We start from the raw sequence: 18795 nt of genomic DNA on the forward strand, positions 1-18795 counted from the left end.
ACAATTCGTTTGTGTCGAATCGACTTCTGTTTTCAAGTTCCACATTCCTGCCGTGTGATGAAAAAACCAGGCGATTCATCCCTGTTGCGTCCAGTTTTTTGTTCTTTCTTGAAAATACGCTCTGCTGCAAATGAAAAAGCCTTCCTTCACCTTCTCGAAAGAGGCTTCTTTGGCAAGCATTCAATGGATTAATAAATCTTATCACACTCTATGCCCTAATTCTACCTGTATTAAAAATGATTTTCAAATAAATGAGTGTTAGAATGAAAAAAACATTGATGATAAGGAGAAACTCCATGAACAAACCATCGGTACATCCATCGATTGCGATCAGTATCGGGGTCATCGCTGTTTCGACGGCAGCCGTGCTTGTCAAACTCGCTGAAACAGCCCCCGCTTCCATCATTGCAAATTACCGGCTGCTGCTGGCTGTCTTAATCATGTCTCCTTATGTACTCATCAAGCATCGCAGTGACTTGGCGGCCATTTCCAGAAAAGATTGGCTGCTGGCAGCACTTGCCGGGGTATTCCTCGCCTTTCACTTTATTTTTTGGTTCGAGTCGTTAAATTATACATCCGTCGCCAGCTCTGTCGTTTTGGTAACGTTACAGCCTATTTTTGCATTTCTCGGTACTTTCCTGTTTTTCCAGGAACGTTTTTCACCAGGAGCACTGATAAGTATGGCCATCGCCGTGACAGGCAGCATCATCATCAGCTGGGGAGATTTTCAAATAAGCGGGATGGCTTTGTTCGGCGATTTGCTCGCCTTGGTTGGTGCCGTCATGGTGACTGGATACTTACTGGTGGGACAGCATACCCGCAAAAGGCTTGCCTTGATGCCTTACACCTTTGTCGTGTACGGAATAAGCGCCATCACCTTGATCATCTATAATTTGATTTTACAACACCCATTTACTGGATACCCCGCCAACGATTGGCTTGTCTTTATAGCCTTGGCCATCATCCCGACTTTTTTTGGCCATACCCTGTTTAATTGGGCTATCAAATGGGTAAGTACAGCAGTGATTTCGATGAGCATTATTTTCGAACCCGTCGGTGCTTCGGTGTTAGCCTACCTCATCCTGGACGAGCAAATTACCTGGTCGCAGTGGCTCGGAGGAACGATTATCCTCTTCGGTTTGTTTCTGTTTATCGTCAGTACCTCCGGCAGGAAATCCAGACTTACGTTGTCCCGAACGAGTAAACGGGGATAAACATCGTCCTTATGGCCCGAGCCCATTGAACATTAGGCATATCTATACAGAATGCACACATTTAGCGTTAGAGATACGCGAAGACACTTTGAAAATACAGTTGATACCCTTATAGGATGAGATGCTGCCGAAAACATTCCTTGGGGCTGCAGTTACCTGTCCAACCGAAAACATCTGTGCAGCGGGGAGTGATGGCCACGCAAAAAACCTCCAATGATTACCACTCATACGGCTTAATAAGCCATCCGTGAAAAGCACATTGTATTTCTACAACGGAGATATAGCAGTGATTCGATAGGGATAATACCAATTTCCTGATATGGAAATGTGGCTAACGTAATAGGTATTATACGACCTATATCGCATGCTATAATAAAAACAACTAAATCTGACTAACGTATTTAAAGGAGATGCCATGAGAATTCAATTAATGACAGACGGAAGTGCAGACCTATCTAAGCAAATGGAAGAGGAATTGCAAGTGAAGGTGGTTCCGCTTTACCTGAATTTTGGAGAAAAGCAGTATCGGACTGGAGTTGACCTCGACATACCTGCCTTCAATCAAATGATGAGGACAGCAGAGGAGCTTCCGCGTTCTGCTGCACCGAACCCAAATGATTTTTACCATGCTTACAAAGAAGTCGATCCAGAAACACCGATTGTTATGCTTTCTTTGACGAAAGGCGTAAGTAGCACGTACGAGAATGCCGAAGCGGGGAAAGAAATGCTTCTTCAAGAAGAGCCTGAAAGAAAAATTGAAGTAATCAATACAAAAACTGCATCGTCCGGCCTTATTTTGTTGCTGCATGAAGCAGCCAAGAAGATGGATGAAGGTTATTCCTACGAACAGCTCGTGCAACACTTGCATATCAAAGTGGAACAGACTACTACCCTGTTCGTTCTGAAAACAATCGAAAACCTCATCAAAGGAGGAAGATTGGATCGAGTGAAAGGAACGATCGCCAAAACCCTCAACATTAAATTGTTGATGAAGGCAAGCGAGGAAGAAGGCGTCATCGAAGTAAGTGAAAAAGTCCGCGGTGATAAAAAATCGGTCCGCCGGTTTATTGAACAAATCGGAGAGTACACCCGCAACTTCGAAGACAAACTGATTGCCATGACCCATTGCAATGCAGAAGAACGGGCGAAGAAAGTATTGGAGGATATTAAGCAAAAGTATCCATTCAAAGATACCATTTTAACCGAAATGGGACCGCTCATCTCAACTTATGCCGGAGAAGGCGGCCTGGTCATCGCCTTTTTCAAAGATTGACACTTTGATCAAACGTTTGATCAACTAACTGGCTTTCCTCTGACATCCCGTCTGATAAAATGGCGGCCAAAGCAAAAACCGAACGTTATTTCGACATGCCAAGAAGCATTCGAATTCGTTCGGTTTTTTGCTTTTTCATTTAAGGGCAAGCTGTTTTGATGTACTTCCCTTTATGCTATTGGTTGACCGTCTATATTACTGTGCGTCCCACGGAAACGGATTATATCTCCACAAAAAGCATTTCCCATGCCGGGTGGGATAGATGCCAGCCTTCTCTTGTCATACGTATCGCTCTCATCCGTTTTTGGTTGGGTCCCAGCCTCTAATGTATAAATCCAAATGGCTGCCAACTTTGTCAGTTATTTTTATAAGCCGGCTGCGGAGCAAACAGACTCAAAGTTCCTGCAGCGATCGGGAGCAGCAGCATGACCAGCAGGATTTCCTGATAACCGCCAAACAGGTCATAAAACAAGCCAAACGGCAACGGCCCGAATGCAGACGAAATAACCATGCAGGTTTGGGCAAGTCCTTTTATACTGCCCAGATGATCACGACCGAAGTAATTCGGCCAGACAATGTTGAGCGTAATCCGTTCAAACCCGTTGACCACTCCCCATATTACTCCAAAGGCTATCGCCATGGCGGCAGAATCGGTAAACAACAATACAAGCAAGGAAATGATATGGCCAAGAAACGTAACCGCCAGAATATAGTGGACGGAAATACGATCGACCAGGTACCCGACGACAAAGCTGACCGGAAATCCGAATATTGCCATCAATGATAGCACCAGCGCGGCTGTTTCTGGCGAAAGTCCTTTTCCGTCAGCAATAGAAACAATATGAAAGGTTATGCCGGTATTCACCAACGCAGGTACACTGACGGCAAACAAGATGAACCAGAAAGCCCTTGTTCTCATCGCTTCCTTTAATGTCCAGCTGACTTCGTTTTCATCAACATTCGGATTGACCGGTTGTGTTTGATTCATTCCTTGTTTCGCTCGAAACCGTTTGAACAGATAGGCAGAAGGACCAGCCACGATTAAAAGAACAATCCAGAAAATCAATGCTGTAAGCCAGTTATAGCTGCTGCCGATCCAAATGCTCACAACCAGAGCAAGGGCTGCAAGGATGACCCAGAACAACTTCGTCCTGGCGGCATCTTTCAGGTTCCATCTGTTTCCCGCTGTTCCTTGTTTCACCTGCCCATCTGGCTGTTCGCCAATGTCCTTCGGCTGGTTTCGCACGAAAAATATCGCTAATGGAACAAAAACAATTAGTAGCATGATACCCCAAAACGTCCATGTCCATCTCCAGCCGACCTCGTCGACCAGCCAGGTATTGATTGGAGGAAACAGTGCCGGGCCTGCAAAACCGCCGATGGTCATCAGGCTCAGCGCCCTTCCCCTTTTCGCACGGAACCATTGTGGAACAAGGGTATTGGGGAGAAGAGTCATCGAACCTTGTCCAAATAAGCGGAGCATGAAAATACCGAGAAACATCATAACTGCCCCTGTCAATAGAGCGTTCCAAAAACAGGCAATTGCCAGCATACTCGCCACTATTGCCATCATGATCCGCTGCCCGAAACGGTCGACCAATCTCCCGATCAGGAACAACGAAAACCCGGCAGCCAATGTGGCAGACGAATAAATTCCCGATACGAAAGAACGTGAATAATCGAAATCTGCAATATAGTAATCAATGAAAATCGAAATGGAATACGTTTGACCGGGTCCGGAAAAAAATACACTCAGCCCGGCGATAAACACAATGATCCACCCATAAAAGAAGGGTGGATGAATTGCTGCTTTGTTATTGGAGAACGACTTCACCTTCATCTAAAACCCCTTTTTCGCTAGTTAAAAACGAGTACACGTTTTGGATCAATTCTTCTTTTTCCTCTCCCAGACATATGTGATGTTTCGATTGATCATACAGGATGAGATCTGTTTCCGCTGTTATCTCCTTGTCCAGATAATGTAAGGTCTTATACGGAACCATGCTGTCCTGACGGCCTTGAGCAATCAGCACGGGGCATTCGATCTTCCGAAGATACGGCCGTGTGAACCGGACGCATTTTTGAAATTCCCGAATGGAGGTAAAGGGAACGGAACCGAATTTCTCTTTGTAGTTACTGTATAACGGATCCTGCTTAAGCTGTCCCTTGACCCCTTTCACCATGAACCGGCCGATTTCGATGCCCATTTGTTTGAAATTTAAGTATTTTCCTGCTGGTGACAGCAATGCCAATTTGTTCACCTTGTATTTGGCTGCCAAATAACTTGCGATCATCCCGCCCATTGAAAATCCGATGACATAGACACTGTCACATTTATTGACTAATTTTTTCATTTCATCCTCTGCAGCCGATACCCATTGCTCGAAAGGAACACCTTTCAATGCCAGCGTATTTCCATGGCCTGGAAGACAGGGCACTACCACCTGCCAGTCGGTCTTTTCCTTCAACCGCTCCGCCAATGGTTCCACTTCATAGGGACCGCCTGTATATCCATGGATACATAAACAGCCGATCATGTTGAATCTCCTTTGCTATATCAATTTTATGCGAACTGCCGCCTGTAAATCAAAATATTTCATCAGGGACTACTTATTTATACCCGTCTTCCTGTCTGCTAATCCAGCAAGAAACCAAGACACGGCCAAGGATGGGCAGCACCCTCTTTCGCTGCGGGACGTCTTCCTGCTTCGGATCCATCTCTTTGCGTCCAGGATTAAAAAACCCTTGCCGGAACGATGGCAAAGGGTTTCACTTTATTCCTTTTATGAAAGAACCGAACCCCTTGAACAGCGGCGCCACCTGTTGGAACGTGGTTGCCATCTGTCCAACCGTATTCAACATTTTGTCGAGGTCCATCTGCCCGTTTTTGTCTTGAAAATAATGAATGAACCCGCCTCCTGGCACCTGACCGTACGGCCCTCCGGATGCAGAAGTGTTCTGCTGCGGCCAAGGGGAAGGATGGGGCGGTTTCATAAATTGATTGTAAGGCGGACCGGATGGTGGAATCACGGCATGTTGGGTTTGGCCCATAAACGGGGGCGGTTGGTTTGGTTGACCAGGCTGCTGATAGCTTTCAATTGGCTGCTGGTAACCATAGCCTGGATATGGCGCTCTCCACTGATTCATATAAACACCCCTTCTTGCCTTTTACAATACCCTATGCGTCGATGATGAAAAAGGTTAAGCAATGAAGCAAGCCATTCATGCCGTTTTAAAATGGTTTTTCCCCAGTCCCCCAAGTTGGTGAGAATCCGCTAAAAAAAAACAGCAGGCACATGTTGTTCCTACTGTTTTTTAAAAAGATATTTTTCCCGGGATATGCTGCGGCCGGACTTCACCATCAAAGCATTCCGCAGTTTTTGCTTCTGAAATCCCAAAATTTTATAGTCATCTATAAATACGGCCGGTGTTCCATAAATGTCATGACTCTGCATCTCCTGGATATAAGCTTTGTGCCTGGAAATGTTTTTCTCTGTATATTCGATTTCCCAGCGGTCAAGCTGTGCTGTCAGCTCCTGACATTGCGTACAATTGTCACTGACATAAACGACGACATTCTGCTTTGTCATGGATGTACCTCCTGGGCTATTATTTCTAGTCACTTGGCCTATTACCGTTACCTACTAAACTTATCTCTATCCATATACCCGCCGTTTCTGTGCTCAAACCTGAATATTTAATTTTCGTGACAAATATTACGATTTAATGACATGTCACTGCCCCATATTCCATTCAAGCCACATGCTCATCATGCTGTGCGTTCCATTCATCCTGTCACGAATGATTGCAATGCTTCAGTCACTCAGAATGAATGCTGCCAGTATCTTCCCCAGGTAAAAAGCGGTCAAACATATTCCAAGGAACACCTCTCTTATAAAAATGTTAAGTTACTCCAACCATGCTTCATAGCAGGACTCGATTTTTTCTTCGATTCGTTGTTTCTCCTTCTTTCTCTGTCCAACCGAGAGATCCGTGCGTCTGGTAAGGGCCTCTAGCTGTTCCTCCAGCCCCAGGATCACTTCTTCATACTCCAGCTTGTCTTTGCCTATCGACGGATTCTGCTTAGACGGTGTTGTCTGTTTCCCGGCTTTCGATTCTTTCCAACGTTTCCACTTATGGTTTGTTTCTTGGTAGGTCCCGGGCATCCGATGTAATTTGCCTTCGAATAAATAAGCGGTTTCCGGAAAACAATTATTCAAAAAGTACCGGTCATGCGATATACAGAGAACTGTTCCTTTAAATTTAGCCAAAGCTTCCTCCAGCACTTCCTGCGAATCCATGTCCAAATGATTGGTTGGTTCGTCTAAAAATAAAACATTGACCCCCCTGTGCATAAAAACAGCCAGCTTCAGCCGCATTCTTTCCCCACCGCTCAGCTGTCCCATCTTCTTGAAAACGGAAAAACCATAAAACATGAAGTTGGCCAACAAGCCACGGGCCTGACCCTCGGAAACCGAAACTTCTTCCCTGAACTTGTCAATCAAGCGTTTATCCTCTTCTGTGTCGCTCGGCTGTTGGGAAAGATAGCCGATTTCCAGGTGCGTGCCAGTTGCAATCCTGCCGCTGTCAGGAGTGAGTTCCCCAAGAAGTATTTTCATCAAGGTAGACTTTCCGCTTCCATTGTCGCCGACGATCGCCAAACGATCCTGGTACCGCAGATGCAAATCCAGGTCCTTCAGAATAGCTCTTCCGGCAAACTGTTTGGATATCGCTTCCGCCTTGAAGACATCTTTGCCGGAGCGATGGTCGGCTTGTAATGCCAGTTTCATTTTATCCGGGTCGATTTCAGGCCGCTCGATTTTTTCCATTCGCTCCAAAGCTCTTTCCATGTTCCTCGCCCGTTTATGCAATCCTTCATTAGGCGGGTTTGCCTGGTTGGCCCACTGTTTCAGTCGTTTGATTGTTTCCTTCATCTTTTTGATTTTTCGCTGTTGTTCCTGGAAGGCAGCAAACTCGCTAAGCAGTTTCGCCTCCTTCTGCCGGACAAATTGTGAGTAATTTCCTTTATAATAGTGGGCTTCTCCATTCTCCAAATCGATGATTTTCTCTATACTATGATCTAAAAAATTACGATCATGCGAAACCACACATACGGCTCCCTGATAGTTGGCAATGTACTGCTCCAGCCACTCGATTGCCGCCAAATCCAGATGATTGGTCGGTTCATCCAGCAAAAGCAAGTCAGGATTTTGCAACAGCAATTTGGCCAACCCTGCCTTGGTCTTTTCTCCGCCACTGAGCGAAGAAAAGGAAAGGTTAATCAAATGGCTGATACCCAAACCATTGGCGACCTTTTCCAGTCGGGCATCCATCTCATATCCACCAGCTGCGGTAAACGCTTCCTGGACTTTTCCGTATTCCGTCAATGTCTGTTCAAGATTCACGCCCTCCCGCATTTCTTCCTCCAGTTTCTCCATCTTTTGCTTGATTGCAAGAAGCTCCTCCATCCCAGACAAGAGAAAGCTTTTCACCGTACCAGATGCATACTGCGGCACTTGCTTAAGATATCCGATTTTCGTTCCTTTTCTGATGAACAAATCCCCCTTGTCAAACAGTTCCTGTCTGACAATCATTTTGAATATAGTCGTTTTACCAGAGCCGTTCCTTCCCACCAACCCTATTTTCTCTCCCGGTTTGATTTCCAGGTTCAATTTTTCAAAAAGGATGGTGCCTCCTATTATTTTCTTTATATCCTTTAAAGTGATCAACATTATCCATGCTCCTTTTCTGTATTCAATGATGATAAAAAAAGCCGGGGGTGTCTTCACCCCCGGCCAATACTTCCGGACACATCACATATCCTGCGCCGCTTCTTATTGAAAACAGTCTGTCACAGCTGGTAACTGCCATGAGTCAAATCTTTTATCCTGAGGAACCGCCGTCGATCAAGAATATTACGAAGGCGGGCTTCCGGATGAAAAGCAAAGCGCTGTTTTCCCTAATTCTATCCTCTAAATTTTTTGCAGAGTTGCGAAATTCCTAAACGGTACATTTTTACAGGATAAAAAAATCCACACATAATGTGTGGATCTGCTTGCGGCAAGCTTGTTTAGTTGGGTGTAAGATCCTACACAGAATCATTATTCAGTTGCTAAAAAAGGACATACGTATCCCGTTAGCAGCTAAATCATGAATAATCGCACGGTACATATACAGGTTGCTTTTATAGGACGCGTGCGTTTCTGTGTATGGCATCTTTTCCCCTCCTTTTCCGGCAAAATTACGTTACATTTCTATTGTACTAAATTTTCTAACTCTTATCCAGCTTTAATTGTTCAGCATACAGTCCCAATTTTTTCAAAAGCTCAATGGCTTCCTGCTTTTCCTGCCGGGACAAACCGCCGGTAATCTTTTCGATTTGCGCCCAGTGATCAGGAAAGATGTGGTGCAAAAGGTCTCTCCCGCTGGCCGTGATGGCAGCATAAGTTATCCGCCGGTCTTCTATGGACGGCTTCCTTTCCAGGTAACCCTTCTTTTCCAGCTTGTCGACAACATAGGTAATGCTGCCGCTGGCCAGCAAAATTTTATCTCCGATTTTTTGCAGGGTATGATCCCCTTGATGGTAGAGAAGCTCCAATACACCAAACTCTGTCGGATTCAATCCTTTCTTTCGTATATCTACCTCGACCTGGTCGGCAATGGAACGGTATGCTTTCGAAAGTACAACGAATAGTTTTAAAGACGGGTCTTGCTTTTTTTCTGTATATGATTGATTTACATCCATTCCGCTCATCCTTTAATCTCAAATTAAAAATAGTATAGTAGAAGCCCGAATTTCGTGTCAACTTGGTCCTCCGCATTAAACATGGCCATTCATTTATGTCATAATATAAGTAGAATGAAAAGAAAGCGGTGGACACATTGGTCTTAGATACAGGAGAACGGGTCATCCCTGAATATATGAAACCTACAAACAAACTGTTGCTCGAGCACATCGCAAGGTATCAATTTGCTCTGCCTTATGTAAGCGGAAGAGTGCTGGATCTTTCCTGCGGTTCCGGATATGGAACCCACATGATTGCCAAAGAAAAGAAAAGTCAGATTGAAGAAGTGGTCGGCATCGATCTCGATCAGGAAATTATCGAATATGCCAGAGGCGCCTACTATCACCCGCAGTCTTCCTTTGAAAGGGCAGATGCCACAGATGAAACACTTGTCAATCAACTCGGCCAATTCGATACCATTGTCAGCTTCGAAACTTTGGAACACATTGCAGAGGAAGAAAAGCTGCTGAACAACTATTATCAGTTATTGAAACCGGGCGGCACACTGTTGGTCTCCACCCCCTTCGGGAAAGGACGCGGTGTACCATGCGGATCTCCCTTTCACGTTCACCAGCTGAAACCGGAGGAATTTCAGGCATTGTTCAACCAATATCAGGAAACGACCTTTTTTTATCAAAAGGGCGTACTGATTGTTCCAGCTTTGGACACGCAGGACTATCCGCTGGGGATTGCCGTCTGTAAAAAAGCGGCCTGATCGCGCAAAGCTGAAATTGCAAGGGATGATAAAGAGTGGAGATGGATAAGCATCCGCTTGTCCTTCCATCAACCTTTGCAATATGTCATCTGAATTTTTCTTTATAGATTTCTCTTAGCTCCTCCGCATTATCTTTCCATTCTACTGTTTCCCCCCGGACTAACTGACTTAATACATCTAAACACCGATGCCATCCGGCGGCGATATACATCGCCATTTCCTTATCGTCAAAAGTATGGACGAAAACCATCTCACTCCCGGCGCCTGCTTTCTCTTCATGGAATGACAGCTCGATCAGATCTTCCACTTCACGAAATGCAAAGGATCGCGGGTAATCCAGTTCTGTTATTACCGCTTCATATTCCGAACCTTCTCCATCGTCAAAATACATTTTCCCGCCCAAGTGAAGATCCATCCTCCCAGTTGTAAAAGGATACCATTGAACGAAGATATCGGGATTTGTCACGGCATCGAATACCTTTTCCGGCTTGCAAGGAAAATGGCGTTTAAATGTCAATGCATATCCCCCCTCCACTTTATCCATCCTTCCGTATCCATCCATATTTCATCCTCCTTTTATCAGGACATTTTAAAGACTTTCCTCCTTCAGAAACCAACCCGAAGTGAAAGCTATAAAGAAAAAGGAGCCTGACATGAAGAAGAGACGCCAAAGGATTCTGCTTTTCCATCCCGTTTTCTTCTCATGTATCCTTCCAGGTACTTGTCCAGGCTTTCCCTGTTTCCTTCCATTTCATGTTTATACTACCACAATATGAAAAGGGAGGGGATTCCCGATTTTTGATGTTTTTGATTTCCGCAGAAAAGACGGCACTCCCATTAGCCGTGCCCACGGAAAATGAATCACCCCCTACAAGCTTAAGCCATCCTCGCAGTGGCGGTGTTGCCACGCGGAGGATTGACTTAAGACCTCGAGGGGGTAGGCGCTGAAGCTGGACAACAACTTTACATCAGAATCTTAAAAAGAAAAACCGTACAAGTTCGATTGTGTAACAATTCGAATCTTCGTACGGTTTCTGCCTCGGCCAAGAACTTTTGTCCCGGCCATTTCGATTTATTATTGAACCACCAAGGTAGACTTCATGCTGGAATGTCCTTCACCACATGGGACACTGCAATAAATTTCATACTCTCCTGGTTCTTCTGGAGTGAAGGTGGCTGTTCCATCCCCTTCAATATTCACATCGAATTCATCGATAGCAAGTCCATGTGTTCCTTCCTCACTGGTCAGGTTGATGGTTACTTCCTCGCCACTTTGCACGGTGTATTCTTCTTGGTCGAACTTAAAGTTTGTTGCAGAGACATTAAGCGTATTATCGGAGGAGCCTTCTTCCGCCATTCCTCCATCGCCTGTAGTCGTTTCTTCCGTCGTATTTTCCTCGCTCTCCTGCTTTGTTTCACCGGAGTCATCGTCACTGCTGCTTCCGCAAGCGGCCAGCAAGAGGACAAGCATGCCCAAAACTGCAACTAATAATAATTTTTTTCTCATGATGTATCCTCCTTCAATGTATGTTCTAATGGTCTATTTCTCATAAAGGAAGATGTTAAACATGATCCGTCATTGATTGAAAATCATATTCACATGCGAGGGCAAGATTCGAATAGATGCCGGGACGGTGTCGACAATTTCGCCGTCCATATCGATTTGTCGTTCTTCCTGTCCTTTTACTTCGATTTCCGCCTGATTGACTTGCACATGGGAAAGCTCTGTCAACGCTTCTGTATTCGCATCCTCTTGATTCATCATCATCAGCTCCCGAAACATGGCAAGACTCGAGTTTTTGACAATAAGGACATCGAGCTTACCGTCTTGTGGAGTTATTGCCGACACTGGAATTTCCCGGGTTCCGATATACTTTCCGTTTAAAACGACAATCAATACTGCCTCCCCTTCTATCTCCTCTCCATCCGCTTTGATCCGATACCCAAAAGGTTCCGCCTGATTGATGGTCCGCAACGTGCTTAAAAAATAACTCAGTACACCTAAACGACGTTTTTGTTCCTTGTCGATGTTGATCGAGGTTTCGGTTACAAGCCCGATTCCCCAAAAATTGAGAAAATAGCGGGAATCAGATTGCCCGATATCGACAGCTCTGATTTGTCCATTCACAATTGCCTCCGCAGCTTGCCGCACGTTTTGCGGCATCCCTAGCATTCTGCTGAAATCATTGCATGTACCGCCGGGTAGAATGGCTACTGCAGGCCGTTTTTCCAAACCGGCGATGGCATTGATACACTCATGGACCGTCCCGTCCCCTCCTAAAATAATGATGACATCCACTTCAGAGGCATACCCTTTACACGTTTCCTGAAGCTCTTCCAGGCTTGTTGTTTGAATGACATGAAGATTGCTGATTGCTTTTGCCAGAACCGGCAATGCCTGCTGCAAGTCCTGGCCGGCCTCTTCCTTTTTATTTCCGTTGTATAGAAACAATCCTGATTCAAAATGGCTCACGTTTGACACTCACTTTCTTTCCTTTGCTCTATCCAGAAGCAATTTAATTGTTATCGACAGGGTAAACCCTTAAAAATGTATATTACTTCATTGATGGTTACTTTTTCATTCTTACAGTTGATAACATAAAATAAACGGCTTAGGTATTTTCCAAAGTGCCGCCTTCTTTAAATGCCGAGAGTTGTCGGCTTTCTCTAATGCAGGCTTTTCATATAATAATAGATTCCTTATTATTCGTAATTCAAAACAACCGTATGCGACCATCGACTGTTTAACAGGACTTTCGACGTATTTTGTGATTCTGTTAGAATTTTTTGGAAAGTTAAGATAAAATAAAAGAATACTAGACGAAACAATAGAGAAATAGGGGATGACTTCATGATTTACCGTGGCAATTTGATCAGGCTGCTTTTACATACCGAGGACCATCTCTTTCGCATAAGAGAAGCAGAAAAAATAACCAACGTGATAAAATTGATTTTCTTGATGACCGGATTGTCCATCATCGTTTTTGGTTGGAGCGCGTGGCTTGGAATCGGTTCCGACCCACTGTCCTCCCAAGCGCTGAATAGTCCGCCGGAAGAATACGAACTACAAAAGGTGTGGTTCTTCGCCGGCCGGCTGTTGTACGGATTGTTGTTCGCTCTCTTTATTTTGTTCGTCCCATCGCTGGTTTTCCATGCTGCATATCAAATCAGCTACAGCAAATTGCTGATCGTCCAGCTTGTCGTTTTGCTGGCCCTGCTTGTCGAAAGAGTGATTTGGATTCCGTTATTTGTTTATGTTGGATTGGAGTGGCAAGTATCACCGTTTTCACTAGGAATTCTTGCTTCCTACTTAACTGACGCGCCGTTTTTTATCTATTTTTTCGGTGCTGTCTCCCTTTTTCAGCTTTGGATCATTTTTTTTCAAGTACGTTGCATAGCCAGTCTTGTATCTGTACGTATGCGATGGGTGTGGACAGGTGTACTGCTTCTTCATTTAGGTTATTGGATTTGCACAGCGATATTTGCCATGGATGGCATGTACTTGGTCGATTTGATTACAGAAAGGGGGAACTAGGATGCGGGGGAAAAATGCCAAAAAAAGAATCGCGGTTCCAGCCGTTCTTTTACTCATCGTCCTCAATACCCTGCTGATCACTTTTGATGCCGATCACACAGTTGAAAGAAAATCCTTTGTAAAACAGCGTGCACAGGTTTTCACGCACGATTTGTATAAAACGTCCTCAACGGGAGGGGTGTTGACAGCTGCGGAGGAAACCCCTGTTTACTTCGATGATGATCAAGGACGATTCCTTCAATTTCTCGTCGAAAAAGGGGAACGTGTACAATCAGGAGACGGTTTATTCGAGTATCAGGTTAGAGACTATCAAGAGACAGAAGCAACATTACAGCAGCAAACCAAACAACTTGAAGAAGAAATCACTGCAATCGAAAATGCGATTGCACAAATCAGCGCCTATCAATTTTCCGAATCAGAAACCATGCCATCTTCTTTACCGAGTTTCCTTCCACCCTATGGATCTGATGCCCCCAACAACACGGATCCGGAAACCGAACCTGGGACAGACACAGAAACCGCCCCCTCTTCTACTGAGGAAGCCAAGTTTCTAAAAGAACAGTACATAGCAGAAAAGGAAATCGAGCTGGCTGAAAAACAAGCGGCATTGAACAATGCTCAATCACAGCTCGCAGAATTGTCTGCCGGAGGCGATACTGTGACAATCGAGAGTCCTGTGGACGGAATCGTGACGGAGTTAAACCAGTCTCTGGCGAATCCCCTGACTGTCGTTTCGAGTGAAGAATTGATAATTGAAGGGACGCTGTCGGAAGGAAAGCGGAAAATGATTGAACAAGGGATGGAAGTAAGGATTTCTGTTCCGGATGCCGCAATCCAACTGAATGGAACCATCCAATCCCTGGCTGATGTTCCCGAACAAACTGACGAAAAGAAGCAAAGCGACTATCGATTTCACGTCCAAATTAACGAAGAACCCGACCAAAACCAGGAGGACCGCTTGACAGATGGATTAACGGATGAAACAAATGAACAAGTATCCGAGGAAGCAGATGACGTTGCCGAGCCGGAAGAAACCTTGTTGGCGGGCTTTCATGCAGATTTGGAAATTATAACCGAACAAGAACTCGACTCGGCGGCTGTGTTCACGCGCCAGCTGGCGAAGGACAGGTTAATTCCTTCCCTGTGGGTGTTGAATGAAACCGGAAGGCTGGAATTGCGGCCGATTGAGTTAGGTCTCAACATGGATGTTTACCAGGGTATAGCCTCAGGGGCTTCGGCTGGGGAATGGATCGTGGATAGCGAAATAGGACACCAACAGGCCGGAACACGATTTGTGACACCGATTAAAGAAAATCTCGTTCCTTGGCGGCAAATATTCTATAGGAACGAAGGCACCTTCAAGCCAGTATCTTTTTTGACAGGAATTGTTTCACACTAAAGGAGGTAATTCGATTTGCTGGCACTGGACCATCTTGTTGTCGGTTGCGCCAATGCGAAAGAAAAGAGCGGGGAGTCTTCACTGGTTGCCGTGGAAGGTGGGGTACATGAACAATGGGGAACCTACAATTATCTTGGCTACCTGTACAATGCCTGCTATATCGAGTGGCTCTCCCCTTATGATCATACCAAAGCCGAAGAAGCAGATAATCCGCTGATTCATGATTTGCTTGACCATTTAACAGACCCGTCTGCAAGTGACGCAATCCAGTTTGCTTTGCGGACAGAAAACATGGATTCCTTTCTTGAACACTTTCGCCGGCAAGCCATCCCTTTCAGTGGTCCTTATCCAGGCAGCAGGGTCAGGAAGGATGGCGCAAAACTGGAATGGCGGATGCTGTTCCCGTTAGGAGAACCGGGTCTAAAGCTTCCATTTTTGATTGAATGGGTCGGACCAGGCAATACAGCCCCAAATGCAGAAGCTGTCAATCCGCTGTCCATTCAGACCGTCCAATTCGGTGTCGAGGACGTGGAGCATGCCAGAAAGAAAATGGAATGGATTTACGGTTTGGAAGAAACCGGTGGCGGGTCTTGGGGACTGGCTAACGCCAAATTGGAGTTGTTAACGGGAAATGGACTCTCCTTCTCGATGGGATGAGTTCCATTTCCCCTTTTTCACAGCAGTTTATCATAATAACGCAAGGAATCGTCTTTCTCTTCCACATACTTCTCTTGGAGAAAGTGATACCCGTTCACTTCAAACAGATGCCGGGCAGAAGCATTTTTAGAAAACGTATCGGTCTTTATGTAATCAAGGCCCCTTTGAACAGCGACCTTTTCGGCATGCTGGTATAACCTAGTGGCAATCCCCAGCCCGCGGCAGAGGGGATCAACTGCCACCCGTTTCACGGTTATTGCCTTCGCCGGACTTCGCCAGTCGATGGACGGGTATTCATCATGCTCCTTTTCACTGAGACAAGCCGTCCCGACAAGCTTGCCGTCCTGTTCGACCACATACAACTCACCAGCTTCTATATCACCCTGATAATGGCTTGCTAAAGGATAGGTGTCATCCCATTGATAATTCCCCTGCTGATTCATCACCTCAACAGAAGCGTGGACGATTTCCATAATCCGTTCTAAATCCTGCTTCATCGCTTTTCTGATCATTCATTACCCTCCCGCCGCTGGACGTGGCTGTTTCAGCCAATAAATATCCACAGACAATTAAAAGTATAATTTTCTTAACAGTAAAAAAACCCTACCGGTAGACGGTAAGGTTTCGCCTTGGATTAACCCAGTTGCTGACCGAGAAACTCTTGTACTTCTTCAGGTGTTTTTGTGTAGGCGCTGTGTTGATGGGCAAGCTTTTCGCCATTTTGAAATATCAACAGGCTTGGAATCCCCATCACTTCATGCTCTTCTGCCAACCCCTGCACTTCATCACTATTGACTTGATACCATTTATATTGATTATACTCATCAAGAATATCGCCAATAAACATATCCATCCGCTTGCAGTCCGGGCACCAATCTGCATAAAACTTTACGATGACAGGTTCCGCAGAATTGATTACCTCATTGAACTGTTCGTGCGTTTTGATTTCTTCCATTGTTCTACACCCCTTTCTTTGCAATAAAACTACCACCGGTCCCAAACATATTCAAGTTTTACGCCTGAAAGGGATCGATCGACAAGGAAAAGGAATCCCAAATGCCTTGATCACTCATACTCCACCCTGCCAAGCAATACAGCTGCAGCCAGACCGGCCGCAAAAGTGACGATACTGACGACCACCATGGGCACCTCCTGCGGCCATCCGGGAAAAACCACCGCCACAGAACCGATGACAAGCCCGATCACCAGTGCATAGGTAGCTGATGGATACCTCGCCATAAAGTAATGAATGATTTTACTCATTACCACGATTCCGATAAGGATTCCAGCACCTACCACAAAAATAATGTCCAGCTTAAAATTGGAAATAGCAGAAGTGATGGTCGTATAGGCTCCGATTATCAGCAAAATCAAAGACCCGCTGATACCAGGCAGGATCATTGCACTGCTTGCAATAAAACCTGCAAAAAACAAGTACACGTATGTACCGAAGTCAAGATTGGCTATTTGATCCGGTTCTTCGGCCGGGAAAAAGGCAATGGACGCTACCAGAATGACACCCAGCAACAACAGGATGACATGCTTCACCTTAAAATTTTTCTTCGCATCCGCTTTATGAAACAGGAACGGCAGGACGCCGATAATCAACCCGAGAAAGAAAAACTGGGTCGGGCCCGGATAATGCTCGAACAGCCATTCAATCAGGTTGGCTAGAGCAAAGATTGCTCCCACGATCCCAATTCCCAGAGGGACCAGGAAGCCGAGATGTTGTTTCCATTCCTTGCTGAAGAAACCGTTCACCGAAGCAATCAGCCGATCATATATTCCCAGTATTACTGCTATCGTTCCGCCGCTTACGCCCGGAACCACATCACTCGCCCCCATCAGCAAACCTCGATAAATATTTTTCCATTCCATACGTTAATGGTCTCCTTTAATAAACGACTTGTTACAGAAAATATCATACCAAAAATGTGTCCACATTTATATGGTTTTCTCCCCCTGCCCACCGGTAATACTTATCATTCAGGCCAAGGGAATATAATGCTCCATTCGCGGGAAACAGAAAGAAAAACAGGAGGTGGATTTGCAATGCCGACTGTTCATTTGATGGCAGGCATTCCCGCCAGCGGCAAAAGTTTTTTTGCAAAAAAACTGGCAGCAGCGAAACAGGCGGTTTACATATCCAGTGATGATATACGTGAACAGTGGTACGGAAATGCCGGTATCCAGGGAGACAACAGCAGGATTTTTGATGCCGTACGAAGGATGATCCACACCCATCTGGCAGAGGGCAGCGATATCGTTTTCGATGCCACCAATCTATCCAGAAGGAAACGGATTCATTTCACCCGTAACGACGTGCGCGGCTTCCCGGTGATCGCCCATGTCCTTTGCACTCCTTATCATACTTGTCTGCTTAGAAATCAGCAGCGGGAACGCAAGGTCGATGAAAAGGTTTTGCAACGGATGTATAAACAATTCGAGTTGCCTTTTTCCGAAGAAGGATTCTGCCAGGTGGCATACTATGCTCCCGATTTATCGCTTGAACCCGTCTTAAAACAAGACATCAAATGTATCATAGGGAAAAGCGCTCCCTATCAGGATTTGTTCCGGATTCTATATCACCTCCCTGGATTCCCGGAGATTTACGAGCTCCCTCACGATTCCAAGGTGCATCATTTATCGGTAAGCAGGCATAGTTACTACATGCATCAAGAAGTGGTGAACCAATATCATGGCCCGGCCAAGGAAAAATTGCTCTGGCTCAGTATGTTGCATGACCTTGGAAAAGGGTTCTGCAAATCGTTCTTCAATTTCAGAGGAGAAAAACGGATGTATGCCCACTTTGATGGCCATGAAAACATCAGTGCCTTTCTGGCCATTCAACTATTGCAAAGCCTGGGGTATTCTCATGCTTTTGTTCACTCCACGGCTAAGCTTATCAGCTTGCACATGCTGGAAACAGAAACCTCGAAAAAAAGACGCAAAACTGCTCTTAGAATTTTGCAACCAGAAGAAAAACAACTCCTGGACCAATTTACCATCCTGAACCATCAGTGGCGATAATAATCGAGGGACAGTCCCCCACCGTATTAGCGCGACGCAGTGTTACATCGTTGGGGGACTGTCCCATTGGCATTGCATCAATGGGTCACCCTCCCTTATTAGTTAAAATTTTACATTGTGGTCTTGATGTAAGATAAAAAAAGAGAATCCGGTCTTAAAGTAGACCTAGTTCCCATTATTTTACATG

20 protein-coding genes are annotated in these 18795 nt (G+C 45.3%); 7 read left to right on the top strand and 13 right to left on the bottom strand.

Annotation, left to right across the window (positions count from 1 at the left end):
• Window positions 1-296: 296 nt before the first annotated feature.
• Together ABVF09_RS19610 and ABVF09_RS19615 are read left to right on the top strand one after the other, a co-directional pair.
• Window positions 297-1214: a DMT family transporter gene (locus ABVF09_RS19610; protein ID WP_026770891.1), complete on the top strand. Its 918-nt coding sequence runs from the start codon at window positions 297-299 to the stop codon at window positions 1212-1214.
• A 415-nt stretch (window positions 1215-1629) separates the two neighbouring features.
• Window positions 1630-2487: a DegV family protein gene (locus tag ABVF09_RS19615; RefSeq protein ID WP_026571366.1), complete on the top strand. Its 858-nt coding sequence runs from the start codon at window positions 1630-1632 to the stop codon at window positions 2485-2487.
• A gap of 355 nt (window positions 2488-2842) precedes the next feature.
• Here ABVF09_RS19615 and ABVF09_RS19620 read toward each other — a convergent pair whose 3' ends face one another.
• The 7 genes from ABVF09_RS19620 to ABVF09_RS19650 all read right to left on the bottom strand — a co-directional run bounded on the left by ABVF09_RS19620 (window position 2843) and on the right by ABVF09_RS19650 (window position 9232).
• Window positions 2843-4327 carry an MFS transporter gene (locus tag ABVF09_RS19620; RefSeq protein ID WP_026571367.1) on the bottom strand — a complete coding sequence of 495 codons (1485 nt, stop codon included), beginning with the start codon at window positions 4325-4327 and terminating at the stop codon, window positions 2843-2845.
• Window positions 4302-5024 (bottom strand): alpha/beta hydrolase, encoded by a 723-nt coding sequence (locus tag ABVF09_RS19625; protein ID WP_371069874.1) that lies wholly within the window; start codon window positions 5022-5024, stop codon window positions 4302-4304. Before ABVF09_RS19625 ends, ABVF09_RS19620 begins: the two co-directional genes overlap by 26 nt.
• A 232-nt stretch (window positions 5025-5256) precedes the next feature.
• Window positions 5257-5634 carry a YppG family protein gene (locus tag ABVF09_RS19630; protein WP_026571369.1) on the bottom strand — a complete coding sequence of 126 codons (378 nt, stop codon included), beginning with the start codon at window positions 5632-5634 and terminating at the stop codon, window positions 5257-5259.
• A gap of 158 nt (window positions 5635-5792) precedes the next feature.
• Window positions 5793-6077 carry a glutaredoxin family protein gene (locus tag ABVF09_RS19635; RefSeq protein WP_026571370.1) on the bottom strand — a complete coding sequence of 95 codons (285 nt, stop codon included), beginning with the start codon at window positions 6075-6077 and terminating at the stop codon, window positions 5793-5795.
• A gap of 318 nt (window positions 6078-6395) precedes the next feature.
• A complete protein-coding gene (abc-f, locus tag ABVF09_RS19640; RefSeq protein WP_371069875.1) occupies window positions 6396-8219 on the bottom strand; it encodes a ribosomal protection-like ABC-F family protein in 1824 nt (607 codons plus the stop codon).
• A 373-nt stretch (window positions 8220-8592) separates the two neighbouring features.
• On the bottom strand, window positions 8593-8703 hold the full coding sequence (locus tag ABVF09_RS19645) for an RAxF-45 family protein (RefSeq protein ID WP_281242228.1): 111 nt from the start codon (window positions 8701-8703) through the stop codon (window positions 8593-8595).
• 55 nt (window positions 8704-8758) lie between these two features.
• Window positions 8759-9232, bottom strand: a complete 474-nt coding sequence (locus ABVF09_RS19650) for a MarR family winged helix-turn-helix transcriptional regulator (protein ID WP_026571372.1) — start codon at window positions 9230-9232, stop codon at window positions 8759-8761.
• 137 nt (window positions 9233-9369) lie between these two features.
• Here ABVF09_RS19650 and ABVF09_RS19655 point away from each other — a divergent pair, with 137 nt between their 5' ends.
• Window positions 9370-9987 carry a class I SAM-dependent methyltransferase gene (locus ABVF09_RS19655; RefSeq protein WP_026571373.1) on the top strand — a complete coding sequence of 206 codons (618 nt, stop codon included), beginning with the start codon at window positions 9370-9372 and terminating at the stop codon, window positions 9985-9987.
• Between the two features lie 85 nt (window positions 9988-10072).
• On the opposite strand, the gene ABVF09_RS19660 is transcribed toward ABVF09_RS19655, so the two are convergent.
• The 3 genes from ABVF09_RS19660 to ABVF09_RS19670 all read right to left on the bottom strand — a co-directional run bounded on the left by ABVF09_RS19660 (window position 10073) and on the right by ABVF09_RS19670 (window position 12469).
• Window positions 10073-10549 carry an SRPBCC domain-containing protein gene (locus ABVF09_RS19660; RefSeq protein WP_371069876.1) on the bottom strand — a complete coding sequence of 159 codons (477 nt, stop codon included), beginning with the start codon at window positions 10547-10549 and terminating at the stop codon, window positions 10073-10075.
• A gap of 513 nt (window positions 10550-11062) precedes the next feature.
• Window positions 11063-11494 carry a cupredoxin domain-containing protein gene (locus tag ABVF09_RS19665; RefSeq protein ID WP_026571375.1) on the bottom strand — a complete coding sequence of 144 codons (432 nt, stop codon included), beginning with the start codon at window positions 11492-11494 and terminating at the stop codon, window positions 11063-11065.
• 69 nt (window positions 11495-11563) lie between these two features.
• Window positions 11564-12469, bottom strand: a complete 906-nt coding sequence (locus ABVF09_RS19670) for a YegS/Rv2252/BmrU family lipid kinase (RefSeq protein WP_371069877.1) — start codon at window positions 12467-12469, stop codon at window positions 11564-11566.
• A 369-nt stretch (window positions 12470-12838) separates the two neighbouring features.
• Between ABVF09_RS19670 and ABVF09_RS19675 the strand changes: the two genes are divergently transcribed.
• The 3 genes from ABVF09_RS19675 to ABVF09_RS19685 are packed head-to-tail and all read left to right on the top strand — an operon-like array spanning window position 12839 to window position 15578.
• The gene (locus tag ABVF09_RS19675; protein WP_026571377.1) at window positions 12839-13522 is read left to right on the top strand and encodes a hypothetical protein; all 684 of its coding nucleotides are present in this window, start codon (window positions 12839-12841) and stop codon (window positions 13520-13522) included.
• Between the two features lies 1 nt (window position 13523).
• Window positions 13524-14921, top strand: a complete 1398-nt coding sequence (locus tag ABVF09_RS19680) for an efflux RND transporter periplasmic adaptor subunit (RefSeq protein WP_371069878.1) — start codon at window positions 13524-13526, stop codon at window positions 14919-14921.
• Between the two features lie 15 nt (window positions 14922-14936).
• On the top strand, window positions 14937-15578 hold the full coding sequence (locus ABVF09_RS19685; protein WP_371069879.1) for a VOC family protein: 642 nt from the start codon (window positions 14937-14939) through the stop codon (window positions 15576-15578).
• Window positions 15579-15595: 17 nt separating this feature from the next.
• On the opposite strand, the gene ABVF09_RS19690 is transcribed toward ABVF09_RS19685, so the two are convergent.
• From ABVF09_RS19690 to ABVF09_RS19700, 3 genes are all read right to left on the bottom strand, one after another.
• A complete protein-coding gene (locus tag ABVF09_RS19690) occupies window positions 15596-16090 on the bottom strand; it encodes a GNAT family N-acetyltransferase (RefSeq protein ID WP_371069880.1) in 495 nt (164 codons plus the stop codon).
• A 122-nt stretch (window positions 16091-16212) separates the two neighbouring features.
• A complete protein-coding gene (locus ABVF09_RS19695; protein WP_026571380.1) occupies window positions 16213-16533 on the bottom strand; it encodes a thioredoxin family protein in 321 nt (106 codons plus the stop codon).
• Between the two features lie 110 nt (window positions 16534-16643).
• A complete protein-coding gene (locus ABVF09_RS19700) occupies window positions 16644-17456 on the bottom strand; it encodes a DUF368 domain-containing protein (RefSeq protein WP_026571381.1) in 813 nt (270 codons plus the stop codon).
• Between the two features lie 174 nt (window positions 17457-17630).
• On the opposite strand from ABVF09_RS19700, the gene ABVF09_RS19705 reads away from it, so the two are divergent.
• The gene (locus tag ABVF09_RS19705) at window positions 17631-18608 is read left to right on the top strand and encodes an AAA family ATPase (RefSeq protein WP_371069881.1); all 978 of its coding nucleotides are present in this window, start codon (window positions 17631-17633) and stop codon (window positions 18606-18608) included.
• Window positions 18609-18795 lie beyond the last annotated feature (187 nt).

Origin of the sequence: Sediminibacillus sp. JSM 1682029, assembly GCF_041366435.1 — a bacterium.
Classification (GTDB): domain Bacteria; phylum Bacillota; class Bacilli; order Bacillales; family Amphibacillaceae; genus Sediminibacillus; species Sediminibacillus terrae.

Coding starts and splice junctions, on each gene's coding strand:
- ABVF09_RS19615 (WP_026571366.1), top strand. CDS start 1,630: ATGAGAATTCAATTAATGACAGACGGAAGTGCAGACCTATCTAAGCAA.
- ABVF09_RS19620 (WP_026571367.1), bottom strand. CDS start 4,327: ATGAAGGTGAAGTCGTTCTCCAATAACAAAGCAGCAATTCATCCACCC.
- ABVF09_RS19695 (WP_026571380.1), bottom strand. CDS start 16,533: ATGGAAGAAATCAAAACGCACGAACAGTTCAATGAGGTAATCAATTCT.
- ABVF09_RS19645 (WP_281242228.1), bottom strand. CDS start 8,703: ATGCCATACACAGAAACGCACGCGTCCTATAAAAGCAACCTGTATATG.
- ABVF09_RS19625 (WP_371069874.1), bottom strand. CDS start 5,024: ATGATCGGCTGTTTATGTATCCATGGATATACAGGCGGTCCCTATGAA.
- abc-f (WP_371069875.1), bottom strand. CDS start 8,219: ATGTTGATCACTTTAAAGGATATAAAGAAAATAATAGGAGGCACCATC.
- ABVF09_RS19680 (WP_371069878.1), top strand. CDS start 13,524: ATGCGGGGGAAAAATGCCAAAAAAAGAATCGCGGTTCCAGCCGTTCTT.
- ABVF09_RS19690 (WP_371069880.1), bottom strand. CDS start 16,090: ATGATCAGAAAAGCGATGAAGCAGGATTTAGAACGGATTATGGAAATC.
- ABVF09_RS19660 (WP_371069876.1), bottom strand. CDS start 10,549: ATGGATGGATACGGAAGGATGGATAAAGTGGAGGGGGGATATGCATTG.
- ABVF09_RS19700 (WP_026571381.1), bottom strand. CDS start 17,456: ATGGAATGGAAAAATATTTATCGAGGTTTGCTGATGGGGGCGAGTGAT.
- ABVF09_RS19705 (WP_371069881.1), top strand. CDS start 17,631: ATGCCGACTGTTCATTTGATGGCAGGCATTCCCGCCAGCGGCAAAAGT.
- ABVF09_RS19630 (WP_026571369.1), bottom strand. CDS start 5,634: ATGAATCAGTGGAGAGCGCCATATCCAGGCTATGGTTACCAGCAGCCA.
- ABVF09_RS19610 (WP_026770891.1), top strand. CDS start 297: ATGAACAAACCATCGGTACATCCATCGATTGCGATCAGTATCGGGGTC.
- ABVF09_RS19650 (WP_026571372.1), bottom strand. CDS start 9,232: ATGGATGTAAATCAATCATATACAGAAAAAAAGCAAGACCCGTCTTTA.
- ABVF09_RS19635 (WP_026571370.1), bottom strand. CDS start 6,077: ATGACAAAGCAGAATGTCGTCGTTTATGTCAGTGACAATTGTACGCAA.
- ABVF09_RS19665 (WP_026571375.1), bottom strand. CDS start 11,494: ATGAGAAAAAAATTATTATTAGTTGCAGTTTTGGGCATGCTTGTCCTC.
- ABVF09_RS19675 (WP_026571377.1), top strand. CDS start 12,839: ATGATTTACCGTGGCAATTTGATCAGGCTGCTTTTACATACCGAGGAC.